The organism is Streptomyces sp. NPDC002232, from assembly GCF_042890295.1.
GTDB lineage: Bacteria > Actinomycetota > Actinomycetes > Streptomycetales > Streptomycetaceae > Streptomyces.
In genome coordinates this window covers 610855-631205 of sequence record NZ_JBIARV010000003.1, presented here as the reverse complement: position 1 = coordinate 631205, position 20351 = coordinate 610855, and the positions used below count along the sequence as shown (strand labels likewise).

Here is a 20351-nt window from a genome sequence, read left to right as displayed (position 1 = left end):
TCCGTCAGGGGCTGAACGACAGGAACACGAAGGCGGCGAAGATCGCGAGGTGGACGCCGCCCTGGAGGAGGTTGGCCCGTCCGGGCACCACGGTCAGGGCGCTCACCACACCGGTGAGGACCAGCAGGACCATGTGGAGCGGTCCCAGACCGAGCACCAGGGGCCCGGACAGCCAGATCGAGGCGAGGGCGATCGCCGGGATCGTCAGGCCGATGCTGGCGATCGCGGAGCCGTAGGCGAGGTTGAGGCTGGTCTGCATGCGGTCCCTGCGGGCCGCGCGGACGGCTGCGAGCGTCTCGGGGAGCAGCACCATGAGGGCGATGACGACGCCGACGACCGCCTTGGGCAGGCCCGCCGACTGGACGCCGTCCTCGATGGTGGGCGAGATCAGCTTGGCGTTGCCGACGACCGCGACGAGGGCGAGGAGGAGCAGCCCGAGGCTGGTCCAGGTCTCGCGGGTGCCCGGCGGGTCGGCGTGGTCGTCCTCCGACTCCTGTCCCGGGCGCTCCACGGGGAGGAAGTAGTCGCGGTGCCGGACGGTCTGGACGGCGACGAACACGGCGTACAGACCGAGCGAGGCGACGGCGGCGAAGGCGAGTTGGGCGGAGGAGAACTCCGGGCCCGGATGGCTCGTGGTGAAGGTGGGCAGGACGAGCGTCATCGTCGCGAGGGTGCAGACGGTGGCGAGCGCGCCGCCGGAGCCCTCGGCGTTGAAGACCGCGGTGCGGTTGCGCAGTGCGGCGACGAGCAGCGAGACGCCGACGATGCCGTTGCAGGTGATCATGACGGCGGCGAAGACGGTGTCACGGGCGTAGGTGGAGGTCTTCTCGCCGCCTCCCGCCATCAGGGAGACGATGAGTCCGACCTCGATGACGGTGACCGCCACGGCGAGGACCAGGGAGCCGTAGGGTTCGCCGACGCGGTGGGCGATCACCTCGGCGTGGTGGACGGCCGCGAGGACCGCGGCGATCAGGCAGAGCGCGATGAGGCCGACGGCGAAGCCCGGGAGGTCGCGGCCCCAGGCCACGCCGAGCGCAAGCGCCGCCACCACCGGCCCCCAGGTGGTCCACTGCCGTGCCATTGACGCCGTACTCGAACTCATGATCCGCATCCTGCCACATCGGGGCTTTCGCCCGTTTCGTTCGTCGTCTCGTTCATTCGTCCTGCTCGGCGAGACCGTGCTCGTACGCGGCGAGGGTCTCGACGAACATCCTTCGTTCGGCCGGGCCGAGGGGTGCGAGCGCCGCGCGCCAGGCGCCGGCGCTGCGGCCGAGCCAGCCGTCGATGGCGGGGCGGTGGGCCTCCGCGAGGGAGACGATCTTGCGCCGCCGGTCGACGGGGTCCTCGGCGCGCTCCAGGACCCCCTTCTTCGCGAGGTCCCCGACCATCAGGCTCACGGTGGTCGGGGCGACCTCCAGGCGCGCCGCGAGCTCGTTCACGCCGAGCGGCCCGTCGAAGAGCAGATAGGCGAGGAGGGAGAGGTGGCGCGGGGCCAGGGTGAGCGAGTGCAGCTCGTCGGGGATCCTGATCCGCTTGACCCGTCCGACCATCCGGGGCATGAGCAGCAACAGCGTGCGGACGGCGTCGTCGACGTCCGGTCCGTCGACGCGCCCGCTCCCCTCGTGTGCGGTTGACACCCTGCACCCTCCAATTTAGCTTTGCTTTCAAAGCAAATGGATCTGTCGTGGTCGATGCTACCGAAGGGCACCGTCATGTCCGATTTCAATCAGCGGGTCATCGAGGAGTTCCGGGCCAACGGCGGCCGCGTGGGCGGGATGTTCGAGGGCGCCTCCCTGCTCCTTCTCACCACGACCGGCGCCCGCAGCGGCCGTCCCCACACCACTCCGGCGGTGTGGGGACGCGACGGGTCGCGGCTCCTCGTCTTCGCGTCGAACGCCGGCGGACCGCACCATCCGGCCTGGTTCCACAACCTCCGCGCCGACGCGCACGTCACCGTCGAGCTGGGCTCCCCCGACGGGACCGTCGAACGCTTCGCGGCCCGGGCGGTGGTGACGGAGGGCGAGGAGCGGGACCGGCTCTACGCGGAGCAGAGCGCCCGGGATCCCGCGTTCGCCGCCTACCAGTCCGGCACGGACCGGATCATCCCCGTCGTCGCGCTGCACCGGCTGGACCTCGCGGACCCGGCGCGGCACCGGGCGATCGCCGCCCACCTGGTCACGGTCCACGACGAGCTCCGCGCCGAACTCGCCGGGATCCGCGCGGCCCTGGACTCCCCCGGGTCCTCCGCGGCGCCCGCGCTCGGGCGGCGGCTCGCCCGCCACTGCCTCGCCTTCTGCGGCGCGCTCCACGCCCATCACCATCACGAGGACGGCGTCTTCGACCTCCTGGAGGAGCAGCTCCCGGACCTCGCCGACGCGCTCGACTGGATGCGCCGCGAGCACCGCGGCGTCGCCCGGACGATCGCCGAGCTGGAGGCCCTGCTGACCTCCGGCGCCGCCCCGGAGGCCCTGCGCGCCGAGGTCGACCGCCTGGCGACCGGCCTGGAGGAGCACTTCGCGTACGAGGAGTCCCAGTTGCTCCCGGCCCTGGCACCGGAGCGCTGATCAGACGCGCCAGTCCTCGCTGTACTGGAGGTGCAGGACGCCCGGCACGTGGCGGCGGGTCCGGGGCCGGCTCCACGGTCCCGCGCTGAACTCCACGCAGTGGTGCCCCGCGTCCGGGTGGCGGCGGTGGGAGGCCGCCTCGTCGACGAGCCCGCGCAGCGCGGTTCCGTGCTCGCGGAAGGCGGTGGCGCTGCCCACGACGAAGAGGGTGTGGGCGGCGATGTCGAAGCCCAGGTGGTCCCGGTGGGCCGCGTGGTGCGGCCGCTCGTGGTCGATGTCATCCGGCTCGGGGAAGTCCCGGTCCGGAGTGGCGCCGGTGTGCCGGCGTCCGGCGCCCAGCCGGGCCCTCACCCGCTTCCAGGAGGCGGCGGGGAACTGCAGGCTGTGGTGCACCAGGACGAGGTCGAGCGCGACCGGTTCCCCCTCCGTCACGATCCCGTCGGGGACCGGGTTGGCCCGGATCGGGAGATGGATCAGGGACCGGGCCGACCGGGCGGCCAGCGCCCACAGCGCGGTGAGCCGCTCGGCACCCTCCCGGTCCGCGTACAGCGACAGCCAGTGCCCGTCGTCGCGGAGGGCGAGCCGCGCCGGGACCGGGTCCGGCCGGACCACCCTGACCCCGCCCGCCTCGTACACCCTCACCCGCTGTTCCACGCGCCTCCTCGCACACCCGTCGGACGGTTCGTCCGGCCGCACCCTAACCCGGCGCGCGTGCGAGCGCGGAACGGATTTCCCGCGCCGGACGAGGGCGGACGGCGGGGCGCGTCGCTGGGGTCCGCCGTCACCGTCCCGTCGTCGCCCGGGGCGGACGGGCGTGTGACGGCCACGTCCTAGAGCGGGCGCTCGTGGCCCTCCCAGTACGGGTCGCGGAGGCGTCGCTTGTAGAGCTTGCCGTTGGGGTCGCGGGGCATCGCCGCGACGAAGTCGACCGACTTCGGGCGCTTGAAGCCGGCGAGGCGGTCGCCGCAGTGGGCGAGGATCTCGGCGGCGAGCGCGGGCCCCGGCTCGTGTCCCTCGGCCGCCTCGACGACGGCCTTGACCTCCTCGCCCCAGTCGGCGTGCGGGATGCCGAAGGCGGCGGCGTCCGCGACGGCGGGGTGGGCGAGCAGCGCCGCCTCGATCTCGGCGGGGTAGATGTTGACCCCGCCGGAGATGATCATGTCGATCTTGCGGTCGCGGAGGAAGAGGTAGCCGTCCTCGTCGAGGATCCCGAGGTCGCCGACGGTGAAGAAGTCCCCGATGCGGTTCTTCGCGGTCTTCGCCTCGTCCTTGTGGTACTGGAAGCCGCCGGTGTTCATCTTGAGGTAGACCGTGCCGAGTTCGCCCGGCGGCAGCCGCTTGCCGTCGTCGTCGAAGACGGCGAGTTCGCTGATGGGCCAGGCCCTGCCGACCGTCCCCGGCCGCTTGAGCCACTCCTCGGCGGTGGCGAAGGCGCCGCCGCCCTCGCTCGCTGCGTAGTACTCCTCGACGCACCGCCCCCACCAGTCGATCATCGCCCGCTTGACGTGCTCGGGGCAGGGCGCGGCGCCGTGGATGGCGTGGCGCATGGAGGAGACGTCGTACCGCTCGCGCACTCCCGCGGGGAGGGCGAGCAGCCGGTGGAACTGGGTGGGGACCATGTGCGTGTGGGTGCAGTCGTAGCGGTCGATCAGCCGCAGCATCTCCTCGGGGGTCCACCGGTCCATCAGGACCAGGGGATGCCCGAGGTGCAGGGCGGCGGCGGCGAACTGGAGCACGGCCGTGTGGTAGAGCGGCGAGCAGACCAGGTGGACGTTCCCGTCGTCCGGCCGGATGCCGAAGATGCCGAGGAAGCCGCCGAGATGGGTCTCCTCGGGGAGCCGTCCGGGGAGCGGGCGGCGGATGCCCCGGGGCCGGCCGGTGGTGCCCGAGGTGTAGTTCATGACCCAGCCGAGGGTGCGGTCGGCGGGGGCCGCCCCGTCCTGACCGTCGAGCAGTTCGGCGTACGGGCGGAAGCCGGGGACCGTGCCGACGGCGTACCGGTGGGTGGGGGCGAGGCCGGCCTCGTCGGCGGCGAGGGTCACGGCCTCGGCGAACCGCTCGTGGGCGACGAGGACCTTGGCGCCGGAGTCGGCGACGATCCAGGCGATCTCGGGGCCGACGAAGTGGTGGTTGACCGGGACGAGGTAGAAGCCGGCCTGGGTGGCGGCGAGATGGGCGGTGAAGAACTCGGGACCGTTGGGCAGGACGACGGCGAACGCGTCGCCGCGTTCGAGTCCGGCGGCGCGCAGCCCGTGCACGAGACGGTTCGCCTCGGCGTGCAGCCGCCCGGCGCTCCACTCCTCGCCGTCGGGTGCGACGAGGACCGTGCGGGCGGGGTCGGCGGCGGCCTGGGCCCAGAATCCGGTGGGGCCTTGAGTCACGGGGTGCTCCGTCCGGCGATGCGGTTGATGCGGTCGACGGCCTTCTCGAAGCCGCGGGTGAGCTCGTCCACGACCTGCTGGACGCTGCGCTCGGAGTTCATCCGGCCGACGATCTGCCCGACGGGGGTGCCGAGGAGCGGTTCGACCTCGTGGCGCTGGATGCGGGAGACCGCCTCGGCGACCAGGAGCCCCTGGAGCGGCATGGGGAGCGGGCCGGGTCCGGCCGGGTCGTCCCAGGCGTCGGTCCACGCGGTGCGGAGCTGGCGGGCGGGTTTGCCGGTCAGGGCGCGGGAGCGGACCGTGTCGCCGGAGCCGGCGGTGAGGAGCTTGGCGGTGAGGGCGCGGGAGTGCAGTTCGGCCTCGGTGGTGGTGAGCCAGAGGGAGCCGAGCCAGACGCCCTGCGCTCCGAGGGCGAGTCCGGCGGCGATCTGTTCGCCGCTGCCGATGCCGCCGGCGGCGAGCACCGGCAGGGGGGAGACGGCTTCGACGACCTCGGGGGTGAGGACCATGGAGGCGATCTCGCCGGTGTGGCCGCCCGCCTCGTACCCCTGGGCGACGACAACGTCGATGCCGGCGTCGGCGTGGTGCCGGGCGTGCCGGGCGCTGCCCGCGAGGGCGGCGACGAGCACGCCGTGCGCGTGGGCGCGGGCGACGACGTCGGGCGGGGGTGAGCCGAGGGCGTTGGCCAGGAGTCTGATCGGGTAGTCGAAGGCCACGTCGAGCTGGCTGCGGGCGACCTGCTCCATCCAGCCCGTGATCCGCCAGCCGGAGGCCTCGCCCTCGGCCAGTTCGGGGACTCCGTGCCGGGCGAGGGTGGCGTGGACGAACGCGCGGTGCTCCTCGGGGATCATGGCCTCGATCTCGGCCTCGGTGACGCCCTCGACGGCCTTCTTCGCGGGCATCACCACGTCGAGTCCGTAGGGCAGGCCGTCGGTGTGCTCCTGCATCCAGTCGAGGTCCCGGGCGAGGTCGTCGGGCGCGGTGTAGCGGACCGCGCCGAGGACGCCGAACCCGCCTGCTCGGGTGAGGGCGGCGGCCACCGCCGGGAAGGGGGTGAAGCCGAAGATGGCGTGCTCGATCCCCAGGGTGCGACTCAGCTCCGTCTCCATGGGCGGCAGGATGCCGCAGCGGCCCGACGGAGGGAAGACCTTTTCTGATGCATCGTCAGATTCTTTGGGGCGGCACGTCGGCGTTCCGCCGCCGCCCCGGTGGGAGAGGCTGGGCATGGCAGACGACACGGAACGGCACGGAGGGCCGAGCCGTCGCGCGTTCGGCGGCGGCGCACTGGCCCTCGGAGGGGCACTCATGAGCGGTGCGGTGCCGGGGGCGGCGGCGTCCCCGGAGCGGGGCGCGGGGTCCGGCGGCCTCGCGGGCGCGGCGGCGGGCCCCGGCGGCCTCCCCCCGGGCGCGCCGGCCGCGCGGCGGACCACCCTGCGGCACGGCCCGGCGGAGCGGGCCGGGCTGCTCGCCCCGCACCTGGAAGCCCTGGTCACGGAGGCGGAACGCTTCCTCGCCCCCTCCCCCGCGCACCCCTGGTACGCGGGCGCCGTCCTCCTCGCCGGGCGGGGCGGGACGGTCGCCCTGCACCGGGCCATCGGCTCGGCCGTGCGGTACGCGGCCTACGACGAGACCACCGACACCGGGGTCGAGCTGCCACCGGACCGGCAGCTGCCCATGACCGAGGGGACGGTCTTCGACCTGGCGTCGGTCTCCAAGCTGTTCACCTCGATCCTGGCGGTGCAGCAGATCGAGCGCGGGGCGCTGGAGCTGGAGGCGAAGGTCACCGCCTACCTGCCGGAGTTCGGCGGCGGGGGGAAGCAGGACGTCACCGTGCGCCAACTGCTCACCCACACCTCGGGATTCCGGTCCTGGCTCCCGCTGCACCGGGAGCCGACGCGCGAGGGGAGGCTGCGGCTGCTGTGGGCCGAGACCCTGCCGCACCCGCCGGGGTCCGCGTACCTCTACTCCGACCTGAACCTGATCTCGCTCCAGCTGATCCTGGAGGCGGTCACCGGTCGCGGCCTCGACACCCTGCTCCACGACGAGATCACCGCTCCGCTCGGGATGCGCCGCACGCGCTTCAATCCGCCGCGCTCGTGGCGGCCGGAGATCGCCGCCACCGAGGACGCCCGGCCCCCCTGGTCGGGGCTCGACCGGGGCATGGTGTGGGGAGAGGTCCACGACGAGAACGCCCACGCGCTCGGCGGGGTCGCGGGCCACGCCGGGGTCTTCTCCCGCGCCTGGGACCTCGCGATCCTGGCCCGCGCCCTGCTCAACGGCGGCGCCTACGGCCGCGCCCGCATCCTCTCCCCCGCCTCGGTGGAGCTGATGTTCACCGACTTCAACACGGCCTTCCCCGGGCACGCGCACGGCCTCGGCTTCGAGCTCCACCAGCACTGGTACATGGGCGCCATGGCCACCCCGCGCACGGCCGGCCACACCGGCTTCACCGGAACCAGCCTGGTGCTCGACCCGACGACCGACACGTTCCTCGTGGTGCTCGGCAACTCCGTGCACCCCGTGCGGTCCTGGCGCTCCGGCTCCGCGCCGCGCGTCGCCCTCGCGGACCGGCTGGCGAGGGCCGTGCCCGTACGTCCGGCCCGGGGCCGCGCGTCCTGGTTCTCCGGCATGGCGAGCGCCGCCACCGCCACCCTGACGCTCCCTCATGTGCCGGGCGCCGCGCGCCTGGAGTGCGCCCTGTGGTGGGACACCGTCCCGGGCTCCGACCCGGTCGCCCTGGAGGCCTCGGCCGACGGCGGCACGACCTGGCGACCGGCCCCCTTCACCACCGACGGCCGCACCGCGCACCCGGCGGGCACGGCGGGCGGCTGGTCCGGACGCGTCTGGCACTCCGTCTCCGCGGCACTGCCCCCGGCGCACACCCTGCTGCGCTGGCGGTACTCCACGGAGCAGCGGTACGTGGGCCGGGGCGTGTACGTGGACGGGCTGCGGCTCCTCGACGGCGCCGGGCGACCGGTCTTCGACGAGGCACGCCCGGCGGACGGCGCACGGATCGAGGCGAACGGCTGGTCCAGGAGCGCCGATTGACCCCGCGAGCTGACGAACCGTCGGCGGAGGCCGCACGGAGATGATCACATGAGGTAGCGTCCCCGCCGGGAGATCTCACCGGGGGGACGGGACGGAACGCCGAGGCGAGCGTCCGTCGCGTCGCCCGCGCGCGGTGCCTTCCACCGGCGCGGGGGTCGCCGCAACCGGCCCGCCGGCGAACGCGGCACCACCGCTTCCCGGCCCTGCCGCCCTCCCGTCCGTCGCCTCCGCTTCCCGTCCCGTACGAGGTGTCCCTTCATGCTGTTCCTGTCCGAGCCCCGTCCACCGGGCGCTCGCCGCTTCGCGCCGTCCGCCTGGTGCGGCGCGCTCTCCCTCGCGGTCCTGGCCGCGCTCGTCCTCGCGGTCACGCCGCGGGCGACCGCCGCGGCGCCGACGACGGCCGCGACCGAAGTCGCCAAGCAGGTGTCCACCACGCCGTTCAAGGCACGCGACGCCTACTACTGCACCCGCATACCCGCCGTCGTCACCACCGGGACCGGCGTCCTCCTCGCCTTCGCCGAGGGCCGCACCCGGCTCGACTCGACCGGCTGCCACGACGTCGGCGACAACGACATCGTCCTGCGCAGGTCCCTCGACGGGGGCGCGACCTGGCAGCCCCTCCAGGTCGTCGTCGGCGGCTCCGACGAGCTCGCCCACGGCAACCCCGCGCCCGTCGTGGACGCGGTCACCGGGCGGATCACGCTCCTGTACTCCAGCAGCGACTGGAACCGCGACCCGGCCAAGCCCAGCCGCAGCGGATACGCGCGCACCATGCACGCCGTCCACAGCACGGACGGCGGCGCGACCTGGTCCGCGAGCGTGCCGCAGCCCCAGTTGAAGGCCGCGGGCTGGGGCTGGGTCTCCACCGGCCCGGGCCACGGCATCCAGCTCGCGCGCGGGCCGCACCGGGGGCGCCTGATCGTCCCCGGCGACCACACGGCCGGCGGTGACACCACCGCCGGCGGGCAGCTGTACCTCAGCGACGACGGCGGTCTCACCTGGTCGCTCGGCGCCACCTCGGAGGCCGCCAAGACCGGGGCGTACCCGGCGGAGCTGACGCTCGCCGAGACCGTCGACGGAAGCGTCTACGTCAACGCCCGCAACTCGGCGCCCACGCACTGCCTGACCAACGAGCACCGGCTGGAGGCCGTCAGCGCCGACGGCGGCGGCACCTTCGCCGCCGCCTTCTCCCCGGTGGCCAACCTGGACACCTCCCCGGTGTTCGGCTCGCTGCTGCGGCTGCACGCCCGGGACCAGGACGGACAGCCCGACCGGCTGCTGTACTCGGGGGCCGCGCGCCTCGGCGCGAGCGCCCTGGAGGACCGGCGCGAACTGGCCGTGCGCTCCTCGTACGACGAGGGGAAGACCTGGAAGACCGTCGGCACCCTGGTCTCGGCGGCCCGCACCGGCTACTCCGATCTGACGGTGCTGCCGAACGGTTCCGTCGGCATCGTGTACGAGACGGCCGGCAACATCCCGCACGGGAACGTCGTCTTCGCCGCCTTCACCGAGCAGGCCATGCGGACCGCCGAGACGGAGCTGCGCCGCCCGCGCACCTCCGACACCCGCGTCAAGGCTCCCGGCGAGACCGGGAACCACGCCGTCGTCCACGGCGGCGCGCAGCTGGGCACGCGCCTCGGCGGATCCGCCATGGAGTTCGACGGCCAGGACGATTACCTGCGCCTCGTCTGCTCGCCGACCCTGCGGGTCGAGGACAAGGACTTCACGGTCACGGCCTGGTTCCGGCACTCGGCCACGACGGGCACGCTGCCGATCGTCTGGGCGTACGGCATGACGGGCCGGCACTTCTCCGTCCGGGCCGAACCCGGGACGGGCGGCGTCCTGCGCGCCACCGCCGGCACGGACCTCGGCACCACCGAGGTGACGCTCCCGTCCTCGTACGACGACGGCGCCTGGCACCACGTGGTGTTCACCCGCCAGGGCCTCACCCTCCGCCTCGCCGTGGACGGGGGGCCCGCGGCAACCGCGACCCTGCCGGCGGGGAACTCGGCGGCGCAGCGCAGCCTCACCCCGGCGGGCGAGTTCAACCTCCACATCGGCGCCCGGCCCGACTTCCCCAACCAGCCGCCGGGGGTGGCGCAGCTCTTCCGCGGCGCCCTGGACGACGTGCGCCTCTTCGACACCGCGCTGACCGACGCCGAGGCGGCCGAGGTGAAGGCGGGCTCCCTCGCGGTGCGGACCGACCGGGAGAAGCTCCGCCTCGGGTTCACGACCCTCTGGTAGGCGGTCGCGACACGGCCGGCCGGCCGCCGGTCGGCGGTCGCGGCGTGGGGGACGGCCGGTGCCCGGGGGAGGCACCGGCCGTCCTTCGCGGGGGCCGGGCCGCCGGGGGACGGCACGGCCCAGGGCGCCCGCGGGCCGTCAGAAGGCGAGGGCCGCCACCGAGGCCGTGCGGGCGTGCTGCACGCAGGTGTTGGCGTACGTCTCCGACCAGGAGATCCGCCGCCCCTGCCAGACTCCGTCGCCGGTGATCGTCACCGGCGCCCACTCGCGCGTACAGGGCCGGTCGCCCGAGCGGACCGTCAGGGCGCCCAGGTCGCCGCCGCTCGCGGCCAGTTCGGCGCACGCGGCCTTGGGGCTCGGGTGCGTGCCGCCCGGGGTGGGGGCGCAGCTCAGGGTGACGGCGCGGACGATGTGGGCCGTCCCGGGAGCGTCCCCCTGCCCGAGGGTGAGGACGAGCGCCGAGGGCGAGTAGAGACCTTCGGGGGCCGCCTCGGCGGTGCCGGTGAGGGCCGAGCCGATGAGGGCGAGGCCTGCGGCGGTGGCGAGCGCGGTGGCTCCGAGGGTACGGACGTGACGCACGGGGGTGTCCCTTCGCGTGGTTTCAGGAGGTGCGAGCCGATCGGCTGCGGACAGGAGTCTTGTCGACGCGCAGAGTGATCGCACATCTGTCCGCACTTTCCGGCCGTCACCGCGCACCAGACCCGACCGATTGGTCGTTCGGGAAGCTGGGAAGGGGTGCGGGCCTCCTCGGGGCGGCACTTCGGAGACCGCCTCGCGAAGGTCGTACAAGCCTGTACGACGCTCTCACCTGCGACGATCCGAAACATGTTCGAGAACGAACCACCTGAAAAGGAGGTTGATCGTCCGGAACTCGGCCGTCAGGCCCTCGGTCCGGCCGCGTCGCCGAGCGCCCCGAGGACGGGACGGATCAGGGGGTGGTCCTCCGCGCCCCGGCGGACGGCGGCGAAGACCCTGCGGGTCGGGACGACGCCCTCGATCGGGCGGACCTCCACCCCGCCGAGCTCCATGCCGCGCAGGGCCGAGCGCGGCACGAGCGCCACACCGGCGGAGGCCGAGGCGAGGGCGACGACGGCGCGGAAGTCGTCGGAGGAGTGCTCCGGGTCGAAGGTGAAGCCGGCGTGCTCGCAGGCGAGGACGGTCACATCGTGGCAGGGGTTCCCGGCGGACTGGCCGATCCAGGCGTCCTTCGCGAGGTCGCCGAGCGCGACCCGCTCGCCGGCGGCCAGCGGGTGACCGGGCGGCAGCACCGCGTCGAACGGCTCGGCGTAGAGCGGGACGCGGGTGAGCCGGGGGTCGTCCTCGCCCGGGGCTCCCCGGTACTCGACCGCCACGGCCACGTCCACCTGCCGGTCCAGGACCATGAGCAGGCTCTCGTCGCCCTCCGCGTCCCGGACCCGGACCCGGATGCCGGGCGCGGTGCGGGCGAGGGCCGTGAGGGCGGGGGCCACCACCAGCCCGATGCCGGTGGCGAACGCGGCCACCGTGACCGTACCGGCGTCCCCGGAGTCGTAGGCGGCGAGCTCGGCCTCGGCGCGCTCCAGCTGGGCCAGGACCGCGTTGGCGTGGCTGAGCAGGATCTCCCCGGCCGGGGTGAGGCGCGCGCCGCGCGCGCTGCGGTCCACCAGCCGGTGACCGGTCTCCTGCTCCAGGGCGGCGAGCTGCTGGGAGACGGCGGAGGGGGTCAGATAGAGCGCGGCGGCCGCCGCCGTGACCGTGCGGTGGTCGGCCACCGCACGGAGGATGTGCAACCGCCGCGCCTCGATCATGCCCCCAGTGTCTCAGCCCGCGGACCCGGAACGGATCCGCAGGTCAGGACGGTGGGAGAGGGGTCAGCCGCGGAGGGCGGCGCGGGCGTCCACGAAGGCGTCCACGGCGCGGTTCACGTCCTCCGTCGCGTGGGCGGCGGAGAGCTGGACGCGGATGCGGGCCTGGCCCTGCGGGACGACGGGGTACGAGAAGCCGATCACGTACACCCCGCGCTCCAGGAGCAGCTCGGCCATCCGGCCGGCCTCGGCGGCGTCGCCGATCATGACCGGGGCGATGGCGTGGTCGCCGGGGAGGATGTCGAAGCCCTCCTCGGTCATCCGGGAGCGGAACAGCGCCGTGTTGGCGTTCAGGCGCTCGCGCAGGTCGCCGGCGGACTCCAGCAGGTCGAGGACCTTCAGGGAGGCGGCGGCGATGACCGGGGCGAGGGTGTTGGAGAAGAGGTACGGGCGGGAGCGCTGGCGCAGCAGGGCGACGATCTCGGCGCGGGCCGCGACGTAGCCGCCGGAGGCGCCGCCCAGGGCCTTGCCGAGGGTGCCGGTGATGATGTCGACGCGGTCCATGACGCCGTGCAGCTCGGGGGTGCCGCGGCCGCCGGGGCCGACGAAGCCGACCGCGTGCGAGTCGTCGACCATGACCATGGCGTCGTAGCGCTCGGCCAGGTCGCAGATCTCGTCGAGCGGGGCGACGTAGCCGTCCATGGAGAAGACGCCGTCGGTGACGATCAGCTTGCGCCGGGCGCCGGCGTCCGCGGCCTCCTTGAGCCGCTGCTCCAGGTCGGCCATGTCGCGGTTGGCGTAGCGGAGGCGGCGGGCCTTGGAGAGGCGGATGCCGTCGATGATCGAGGCGTGGTTGAGGGCGTCGGAGATGACGGCGTCCTCGGGGCCGAGGATCGTCTCGAAGACGCCGCCGTTCGCGTCGAAGCAGGAGGAGTAGAGGATCGTGTCCTCCTGGCCCAGGAAGGTGGAGATCCGGGCCTCCAGCTCCTTGTGGACCTCCTGCGTGCCGCAGATGAAGCGGACGGAGGCCATGCCGTAGCCCCAGCGGTCGAGCGCCGCGTGGGCGGCGGCGACGACCTCGGGGTGGTCGGCGAGGCCCAGGTAGTTGTTGGCGCAGAAGTTGAGCACCTCGCCGGGGCGGCCGCCCGCGGTGACCTCGACGGTCGCGGACTGGGGGGTGCCGATGACCCGCTCGGGCTTGTGCAGTCCGGCCTGCTCGATCTCTTCGAGGGTGGCGCGGACGGAGTCGCGTACGGAATCGAACATGGGTCAGGCTCCCGTGGTCCAGTCGAGGATGATCTTGCCGCTCTTGCCGGAGGCCGCGTCGTCGAAGGCCGCGTCGAAGTCGCGGTAGTCGTAGCGGCCGGTGATGACCGGGTTCAGGTCGAGGCCGCCCTCCAGGAGGACCGACATCGCGTACCAGGTCTCGAACATCTCGCGGCCGTAGATGCCCTTGATCGTGATCATGGAGGTGACGACCTTCGCCCAGTCGACGGCGAAGTCCTCGGCGGGCAGGCCGAGCATGGCGATCTTGCCGCCGTGGGTCATGTTGGCGATCATGTCGCGCGTCGCGTGCGGGTTGCCGGACATCTCCAGGCCGACGTCGAAGCCCTCCTTGAGCCCGAGGGTGCGCTGGCCGTCGGCGATGGTGTGCTCGGCGACGTTGAGGGCGAGCGAGACGCCCGTCTTGCGCGCCAGGGCGAGGCGCTCCTCGCTGACGTCGGTGATCATGACGTTGCGGGCGCCGGCGTGCTTGGCGACGGCGGCGGCCATGATGCCGATGGGCCCCGCGCCGGTGACGAGGACGTCCTCGCCGACGAGCGGGAAGGACAGGGCCGTGTGCACGGCGTTGCCGAAGGGGTCGAAGATCGCGGCGACGTCCAGGTCGACGGGGACGCGGTGCACCCACACGTTGGAGGCGGGCAGCGCGACGTACTCGGCGAAGGCGCCGTTCCGGCCGACCCCGAGGCCGACGGTGGCCCGGCAGAGGTGGCGGCGGCCGGCCAGGCAGTTGCGGCACTTGCCGCAGACGAGGTGGCCCTCGCCGCTGACCAGGTCGCCGACCTCGATGTCGGCGACGTCACGGCCGACCGAGACGACCTCGCCGACGAACTCGTGGCCGAGCGTCAGCGGTGTGGCGATCGTCTTCTGCGCCCAGCCGTCCCAGGAGCGGATGTGCAGGTCGGTCCCGCAGATTCCGGTCCGCTTGACCTTGATGAGGACGTCTCCGGGACCTGTCTCCGGCTCGGGCACGTCCGTGAGCCAGAGTCCCGGCTCCGCCTTCAGCTTGACCAGCGCCTTCAATGCAACGGCTCCCGACGTGCGTGTCCTGTGATGTGGGGGTGCGGGCACGGCTGCGCGCCCAAGATCCCTGGAAGAGAATCTTCCGTACGGGAGGCCCGCGGTCCATCGAGGATTTCTTAAGCGCGCTCGCAGATCAGCTTCACACCCCTGTCGGGGAGGGGGCGACGCCAACGGGGCCGAACGGATGTGCGCCCCCTCGGAGGGGGCCCTACCGCCCCAGCACCGCCATCGCCGCGTTGTGGCCGGGGATGCCGCTGACTCCGCCGCCCCGCACCGCGCCCGCTCCGCACAGCAGCACGTTGGCGTGGCGGGTCTCGACGCCCCAGCGGCCGGTGCCCTCCTGCTCGTGGGGGAAGGAGAGGTCGCGGTGGAAGATGTGGCCGCCGGGCAGCCGCAGGTCGCGTTCGAGGTCGAGCGGGGTCTTCGCCTCGATGCAGGGCCGGCCCTCCGCGTCGAGGGCGAGGCAGTCGGCGATCGGCTCGTCCAGGTGGGCGTCGAGCTGAGCGAGGGTCGCCGCGAGGAGTTCCGCGCGCGTGCCCTCGTTGTCGGCGGCGAAGAGCCGGGCGGGGGTGTGCAGCCCGAAGAGGGTGAGCGTCTGGTGGCCCGCGGCGGCCGCCTCCGGGCCGAGGATCGTCGGGTCGGTCAGCGAGTGGCAGTAGATCTCGGACGGCGGAGCGCTGGGCAGGCGGCCCGCGGCGGCCTCGGCATGGGCGGTGGCCAGCTGCCCGTACCCCTCGGCGATGTGGAAGGTGCCGGCGAAGGCCTCGCGCGGGTCGACGGAGCGGTCGCGGAGGCGCGGCAGCCGGGTCAGCAGCATGTTGACCTTGAGCTGGGCGCCCTCCGGGGCGGGCGGGGGCGTCTCGCCGAGGAGCGCGGCGAGTTCCCGCGGGGAGGCGTTGACCAGGACCCGGCCCGCCTCGACGGTGCCCTCGCCCGCGTCGGTCCGGTAGCCGACCTCCGCGCGCTGGCCGTCGGTCTCGATCCGGGTGACCTCGTGCCCGGTCAGGATGCGGGCCCCGGCGGTCCGGGCGGCGTCGGCGAGGGCGTCGGTGAGGGCGCCCATGCCACCGACGGGCACGTCCCAGTCGCCGGTGCCGCCGCCGATGACGTGGTAGAGGAAGCAGCGGTTCTGGAGGAGCGTGGGGTCGTGGGCGTCGGCGAAGGTGCCGATGAGGGCGTCGGTGAGGACCACGCCCCGGACCAGGTCGTCGGCGAAGGTCTTCTCGACGGTGACGCCCAGGGGCTCCTCGAAGAGCATCCGCCACGTGTCGGCGTCGTCGACGCGGGCGCGGAGCGCGGCGCGGCTGGGGAGGGGCTCGGTGAGGGTGGGGAAGATCCGGCGGGCGGCCTCACCGGTGCGGGCGTAGAAGCCCTGCCAGGCCTCGTACTCGCGGTCCGATCCGGTGAGCGCGGCGAAGGAGGCCCGGGTGCGGTCGGGCCCGCCGCCGACGAGGAGACCGCCGTCTCCCTTCGGGGTGTACGAGGAGATCGACCGCTTCCGCACCGCGAACCGCAGCCCGAGCTCCCGCACGATCTTCCCGGGGAGCAGCGAGACCAGGTACGAGTACCGGGAGAGCCGGGCGTCGACCCCGGCGAACGGCCGCGTCGACACGGCCGCTCCGCCGGTGGAGCCGAGCCGCTCCAGGACGAGCACGGAGCGTCCGGCGCGGGCCAGATAGGCGGCGGCGACGAGCCCGTTGTGCCCGCCTCCGACGATGACGGCGTCGTAGGAACGGGATCCCGCGGAGGTGTGGGGGGCGGTCATGGCTCATGCTCACACGCGCCCGCGCCCCGGGGGAACCCCGCCGTCGTGCGCCATGATCACGGGATGACTGAGATCGTTCTGATGTCGGATCCCCGCGTGGCCGCGATACCCGTGTCGGAGTGCGGCGAGCGCCTGGTGGACGTCCGCGAGGCCGGCCCGCTGCTCGTCGACCCGCGCAAGCGGGACCCCGCCGACGCGTTCGCGCATCTGCGGGAGGGGGTCGTCGAGCGGCTCCTCGCGGCCCAGGCACTGCTGCCGGACGGGCTGCGGCTGCTGTTCGTCGAGGGGTACCGTCCCCCGTCGCTCCAGCGGGCGTACTTCGAGGAGTACGCGGACGAGCTGCGCGCCCTCCACCCCGAGTGGTCCGGGGAGCGGATCCGCGCGGCGGCGAGCCGTTACGTGTCGCCGCCCGAGATCGCCCCGCACAGCGCCGGCGCGGCCGTGGACCTCACCCTGGCCGGGGCCGACGGGCGGGAACTGGACCTGGGGACGCGGATGAACGCGTCCCCGGAGGAGAGCGGCGGTGCCTGCTTCACCCACGCCGACGGCATCGGACGCGAGGCCCGCGCCCGCCGGGAGCTGCTCGGCTCGGTGCTCACGGCGGCGGGACTTGTGAACTACCCGACCGAGTGGTGGCACTGGTCCTTCGGCGACCGCTACTGGGCGCTGGCCACCGGTGCGGAGGCGGCCCCCTACGGCCCGAAGGAGCTCGCGCCGCGAGGCTGACCGGAGCCGGGGGCGGGACGGGGCGGGGCCGCCGGGGCCGGGCGGGGCCGGGCCGCCCGAGCCTGGGCCGGGTCGGCCTGGCCTGGGTCCGGCCGCCCGAGCCTGAGCCGGGCCCCCCTGGCCTGGGTCGGGCCGGCCGGGCCTGGGCGGCCACCGCACCCGTGCGCCGGTCATCGCACCGGTGCCGGCCACCGCACCCGTGCGGCCGTCACGCCTCCGGTGCGGTGGCCGCTCGCAGGAGGAGGGCGGCCGCCTCGGTGTGGCGGCCGAGGCGCTCCAGGCTCTCGGCCTCGTCGTCGAGCGCGGCGAGGGTGTCGGGGTGCGCGGGGCCGAGGAGCCGGGTGCGGGCCGCGGCGATCGCCCGGTGGCACTCCAGCGCCTCCTCCCAGCGGTCGAGCCGTCCCAGGGCGACGGCCGTCTCCCACCGGCTGAGGAGCGTGTCCGGATGGTCCGCGCCCAGCACCCGCGCGCGGTCGGCGTGGACGCCCTCGGACTCGGCGAGCGCCTCGGTCCAGCGCCCGAGGCGCCCCAGGTTGACGGCGAGGGCCTGGCGGGCGCGGAGCGTCTCCGGGCCGTCGGGGCCCTGGGCGCGGGTGCGGGCGGCGACGAGTTCGCGGCAGAGATCGAGGGCGTCCGCGGCCTGGCCGATGCGGCCGAGGCAGACCCCGGTCTCGTAGCGGGCGGCGAGGGTGTCCGGGTGCTCGGGGCCGAGGGCGGCCGCGCGTCCGTCGGCGACCGCGCGGTACTGGACGAGGGCCTCCTCCCCCCGGCCGAGCCGGGTCAGGGTGAAGGCGACCTCGTGGCGCGTGGTCAGGGTGTCCGGATGGTCCTCGCCGAGCAGCCGGGCCCGGGCCCGGGCGACTTCGTCCGCCGTGCGGTACGACTCCTCCAGGCGCCCGAGGCGGCCCAGGGTGAACGCGAGGTTGTGCCGGCAGCGCAGGGTGTCGGGGTGGTCGGGTCCGACGGTGCGCTCCCGGGCGGCGAGGACGTCGGCGTACACCTCGTACGCCTCCGGGTGCCGGCCGAGCCGGCCCAGGGCGTAGGCCCGCTCCTGACGGGCCGCCAGGGTGTCGGGGTGGTCCTCGCCCAGCACGCGGGCACGGGCCTCGGCGACCTCGCCGAAGACCCGCAGGGCGTCGGCGGCGCGGTCGAGCCGGGCGAGGGCGAAGCCGACCTCGTAGCGGCTGGTCAGCGTGTCGGCGTGGTCCTCGCCGAGGACGCGCGCCCGGTCCCGGGCGACGGACCGGTGCACGGACTCGGCCTCGTCCCAGCGGCCGAGCCTGCCGAGTCCCATCCCCGCGCGGAACCGTCCGGCGAGCACGGCGACCAGCTCCGCCGGGGGCGCGGGGGCGGGCGCCGGGGCGCTCCCGGGTGCCGAGGTGGTCCACTCCGTGGTGAGGACCGCCGCGGCCGGGTCGTGGGGGGCGGGGCGGGGCCCGGAGACGGCCGCCGGGCGGTGTCCGCCGGTGATCCCCAGGACCCACCCGGGCGCGGGGGCCGGCTCCTCGGCCGCGGGGACGGGCAGGGCGACGGTCATCGGAAGGGCCGGGGGCGCGTGCGGGGGCGGGGGGAACGGCGCCGGGCCGAAGCGTCCCGAGACGATCCGGCGGCGCAGGTCGCCCGCGTCGGCGGGCCGCTCCTCGGGGACCTTGGCGAGCAGGTCGACGACGATCCGGTCGAAGTAGTCGGGCAGCTCGGCGCGGTGCGCGCGCGGCGGGCTCGGCACGGTGTCCCGGTGGCCGATGAGGATGGCCCAGGAGTCGCCGAGGTCGAAGGGCGGAGCGCCGGTGGCCAGTTCGTACAGCACGCACCCCAGCGAGTAGAGGTCGCTGCGGTGGTCGATCTCGCCGCCGCCGATCTGCTCGGGGGACATGTAGTGGGGCGTGCCCATGGCGATGCCGGTGCCGGTGAGCTTGGAGGTGAAGCCCATGTCGGCGCCGAGCCGCGCTATCCCGAAGTCGCAGATCTTCACCGTGCCGTCCGCCAGCCGCACGATGTTCGCGGGCTTGAGGTCCCGGTGCACGATGCCCTGGCGGTGCGTGTAGGCCAGGGCGTCGGCGACCTGGTCGGCGATCTCGACGACGTCCTGGACGGGCAGTGGGTGCTGGTCGTTGGCGACGAGGAGCTGGCTGAGGTTGCGCCCCTCCAGCAGCTCCATGACGAGGAACAGCACGCCGTCGTACTCGCCGAAGTCGTGCACGACGGTGATGCCCCGGTGCTGGAGCGCCGCCGCCACCCGGGCCTCGCGGCGGAACCGCTCGCGCACCACGGTGAGGACCTGCGGGTCCTGCTGCGGTCCGAGCGGCTTGAGGCACTTCACGGCGACGCCGCGCCCGAGCGCCTCGTCGGTGGCGCGCCACACCTCGCCCATACCGCCGCGACCGATCACCTCGTGCAGGCGGTACCGGCCCTGGATCAGTCTGGAGTCCCCCATCGCGTGCTGCCGCCCCCGTCGATTCCGTACTGCCTTCTCGGCTCCTCCAGTATGGCCGCCGGGTCGGACAGTGCATACGGGGCGGGGTACGCATAAGGGTCGGGCCGGGCGTCCGGGCCGAGCCGCTCCACGGCGCGCGGGATGTGCCCGGGCGGGAGCCGCCAGCGCAGTCCCGCCGGGACGCCGCGCAGCAGGTTGGCGGTCGCGACGAGCCGGCGGGTGACGGTCCCGGGCGGTGGGGCGGGGCGCCCGTAGAGCGCGTGGGCGTAGGGGGGCAGGGTGTCGTACGCGAGCGCGGTGACGCGCCGCCAGATCACCTCGCGCGCCGGGACGAGGGCGGGTCTGACGGGCGGGCGGCGCAGGAAGTCCTCGACGGTGCGGGCGTCGGGTCCGGCGGCGAGTCCGGGACGGACGGCGTCGAAGTAGGCGGCGAGTTCGGCGGTGGTCCCGGGGACGGTGTCGGGGTCGAGGCCGACGAGCCGGGCCGAGGTGCGGTGCTCGTCGACGTACCGGTCGGCCTGGGCGTCGGTGAGCGGGAGGCCGGAGCGGCGGGCGACGGAGAGGTAGGAGTCGGTCTCGGCGCAGTGGACCCAGAGCAGCAGTTCGGGGTCGTCGACGCCGAGCAGCCGGTGGATCCGCCGGACCCGGGCGCCCGCCGTCTCGGCGGCCCCGGTGGTCCCGTAGCTCAGGGTGCCCACGAAGTCCGCGGTCCGCATGAGCCGGCCCCAGGGGTCCTCCCGGAACCCGCTGTTGATCATGACGCCCCGGACGGCTACGGGGTGGAGGGCCTGGAGCCAGAGGGCCCGGACCCCGGCGATCCACATCACCGGGTCGCTGTGCATCTGCCACGTCACGGAGCCGGGACCGAAGAGCCCGGGGTCGGCGTCCTGCGTCATGGCGCTCAGGCTACGCCGGGAACCGCCCGGGCGGACCCGGTCGGGAGGAGTCCGCTTCCCTCACCCCTCCGCGGACCTGGTCGGGAGGTGGCGCTTCCACGGCACGGAGCCCCGCCGGGGCGGGCGCGCGGCGCGGGGTGTCCGCCCGGAGTTCCGCCGCCACCCCCGTACCGCCGTGACGTGCGGCGATATCCCCTCGACATGA

At 74.4% G+C, this 20351-nt stretch carries 16 protein-coding genes; 4 read left to right on the top strand and 12 right to left on the bottom strand.

The genetic code is table 11. The features are described from left to right. Nucleotides 1–4: 4 nt before the first annotated feature. On the bottom strand, nucleotides 5–1102 hold the full coding sequence (locus tag ACFYXU_RS15345; protein ID WP_329852869.1) for an ionic transporter y4hA: 1098 nt from the start codon (nucleotides 1100–1102) through the stop codon (nucleotides 5–7). 52 nt (nucleotides 1103–1154) lie between these two features. Beyond that, a complete protein-coding gene (locus ACFYXU_RS15340) occupies nucleotides 1155–1559 on the bottom strand; it encodes a MarR family winged helix-turn-helix transcriptional regulator (RefSeq protein WP_384571388.1) in 405 nt (134 codons plus the stop codon). Nucleotides 1560–1712: 153 nt separating this feature from the next. Between ACFYXU_RS15340 and ACFYXU_RS15335 the strand changes: the two genes are divergently transcribed. After that, nucleotides 1713–2564, top strand: coding sequence for a nitroreductase/quinone reductase family protein (locus ACFYXU_RS15335; protein ID WP_389406642.1), 852 nt, complete (start codon nucleotides 1713–1715; stop codon nucleotides 2562–2564). Here ACFYXU_RS15335 and ACFYXU_RS15330 read toward each other — a convergent pair whose 3' ends face one another. The 3 genes from ACFYXU_RS15330 to ACFYXU_RS15320 all read right to left on the bottom strand — a co-directional run bounded on the left by ACFYXU_RS15330 (nucleotide 2565) and on the right by ACFYXU_RS15320 (nucleotide 6054). After that, on the bottom strand, nucleotides 2565–3218 hold the full coding sequence (locus ACFYXU_RS15330; RefSeq protein WP_389406641.1) for a hypothetical protein: 654 nt from the start codon (nucleotides 3216–3218) through the stop codon (nucleotides 2565–2567). It abuts the gene before it with no gap. Between the two features lie 176 nt (nucleotides 3219–3394). Further along, a complete protein-coding gene (locus tag ACFYXU_RS15325) occupies nucleotides 3395–4945 on the bottom strand; it encodes an acyl-CoA synthetase (RefSeq protein WP_376515866.1) in 1551 nt (516 codons plus the stop codon). Beyond that, nucleotides 4942–6054, bottom strand: a complete 1113-nt coding sequence (locus ACFYXU_RS15320) for an NAD(P)H-dependent flavin oxidoreductase (protein WP_389406640.1) — start codon at nucleotides 6052–6054, stop codon at nucleotides 4942–4944. Before ACFYXU_RS15320 ends, ACFYXU_RS15325 begins: the two co-directional genes overlap by 4 nt. A 115-nt stretch (nucleotides 6055–6169) precedes the next feature. On the opposite strand from ACFYXU_RS15320, the gene ACFYXU_RS15315 reads away from it, so the two are divergent. Together ACFYXU_RS15315 and ACFYXU_RS15310 are read left to right on the top strand one after the other, a co-directional pair. Beyond that, nucleotides 6170–7993 (top strand): serine hydrolase, encoded by a 1824-nt coding sequence (locus tag ACFYXU_RS15315; RefSeq protein WP_389457965.1) that lies wholly within the window; start codon nucleotides 6170–6172, stop codon nucleotides 7991–7993. 258 nt (nucleotides 7994–8251) lie between these two features. Next, complete coding sequence (locus ACFYXU_RS15310) at nucleotides 8252–10237, top strand: exo-alpha-sialidase (RefSeq protein WP_389406638.1); 1986 nt, start codon at nucleotides 8252–8254, stop codon at nucleotides 10235–10237. Nucleotides 10238–10375: 138 nt separating this feature from the next. On the opposite strand, the gene ACFYXU_RS15305 is transcribed toward ACFYXU_RS15310, so the two are convergent. The 5 genes from ACFYXU_RS15305 to ACFYXU_RS15285 form a co-directional block, all read right to left on the bottom strand. Continuing rightward, the gene (locus tag ACFYXU_RS15305; RefSeq protein WP_376514813.1) at nucleotides 10376–10816 is read right to left on the bottom strand and encodes a subtilase-type protease inhibitor; all 441 of its coding nucleotides are present in this window, start codon (nucleotides 10814–10816) and stop codon (nucleotides 10376–10378) included. A 299-nt stretch (nucleotides 10817–11115) separates the two neighbouring features. Beyond that, nucleotides 11116–12024, bottom strand: a complete 909-nt coding sequence (locus tag ACFYXU_RS15300) for a LysR family transcriptional regulator (RefSeq protein WP_376514815.1) — start codon at nucleotides 12022–12024, stop codon at nucleotides 11116–11118. 63 nt (nucleotides 12025–12087) lie between these two features. After that, nucleotides 12088–13287, bottom strand: coding sequence for a glycine C-acetyltransferase (locus ACFYXU_RS15295; RefSeq protein WP_389457963.1), 1200 nt, complete (start codon nucleotides 13285–13287; stop codon nucleotides 12088–12090). 3 nt (nucleotides 13288–13290) lie between these two features. Next, complete coding sequence (gene tdh / locus ACFYXU_RS15290) at nucleotides 13291–14325, bottom strand: L-threonine 3-dehydrogenase (RefSeq protein ID WP_376514819.1); 1035 nt, start codon at nucleotides 14323–14325, stop codon at nucleotides 13291–13293. 208 nt (nucleotides 14326–14533) lie between these two features. Further along, nucleotides 14534–16090 (bottom strand): phytoene desaturase family protein, encoded by a 1557-nt coding sequence (locus ACFYXU_RS15285; RefSeq protein WP_389406636.1) that lies wholly within the window; start codon nucleotides 16088–16090, stop codon nucleotides 14534–14536. A gap of 63 nt (nucleotides 16091–16153) precedes the next feature. Here ACFYXU_RS15285 and ACFYXU_RS15280 point away from each other — a divergent pair, with 63 nt between their 5' ends. Further along, entirely contained in the window at nucleotides 16154–16816 is a 663-nt protein-coding gene (locus ACFYXU_RS15280; RefSeq protein ID WP_376514822.1) for a M15 family metallopeptidase, read from the top strand. A 208-nt stretch (nucleotides 16817–17024) separates the two neighbouring features. Here ACFYXU_RS15280 and ACFYXU_RS15275 read toward each other — a convergent pair whose 3' ends face one another. Further along, nucleotides 17025–19250 carry a tetratricopeptide repeat protein gene (locus ACFYXU_RS15275; RefSeq protein ID WP_389406635.1) on the bottom strand — a complete coding sequence of 742 codons (2226 nt, stop codon included), beginning with the start codon at nucleotides 19248–19250 and terminating at the stop codon, nucleotides 17025–17027. Further along, the gene (locus ACFYXU_RS15270) at nucleotides 19232–20146 is read right to left on the bottom strand and encodes an oxygenase MpaB family protein (protein ID WP_389406634.1); all 915 of its coding nucleotides are present in this window, start codon (nucleotides 20144–20146) and stop codon (nucleotides 19232–19234) included. Before ACFYXU_RS15270 ends, ACFYXU_RS15275 begins: the two co-directional genes overlap by 19 nt. Nucleotides 20147–20351: the final 205 nt, after the last annotated feature.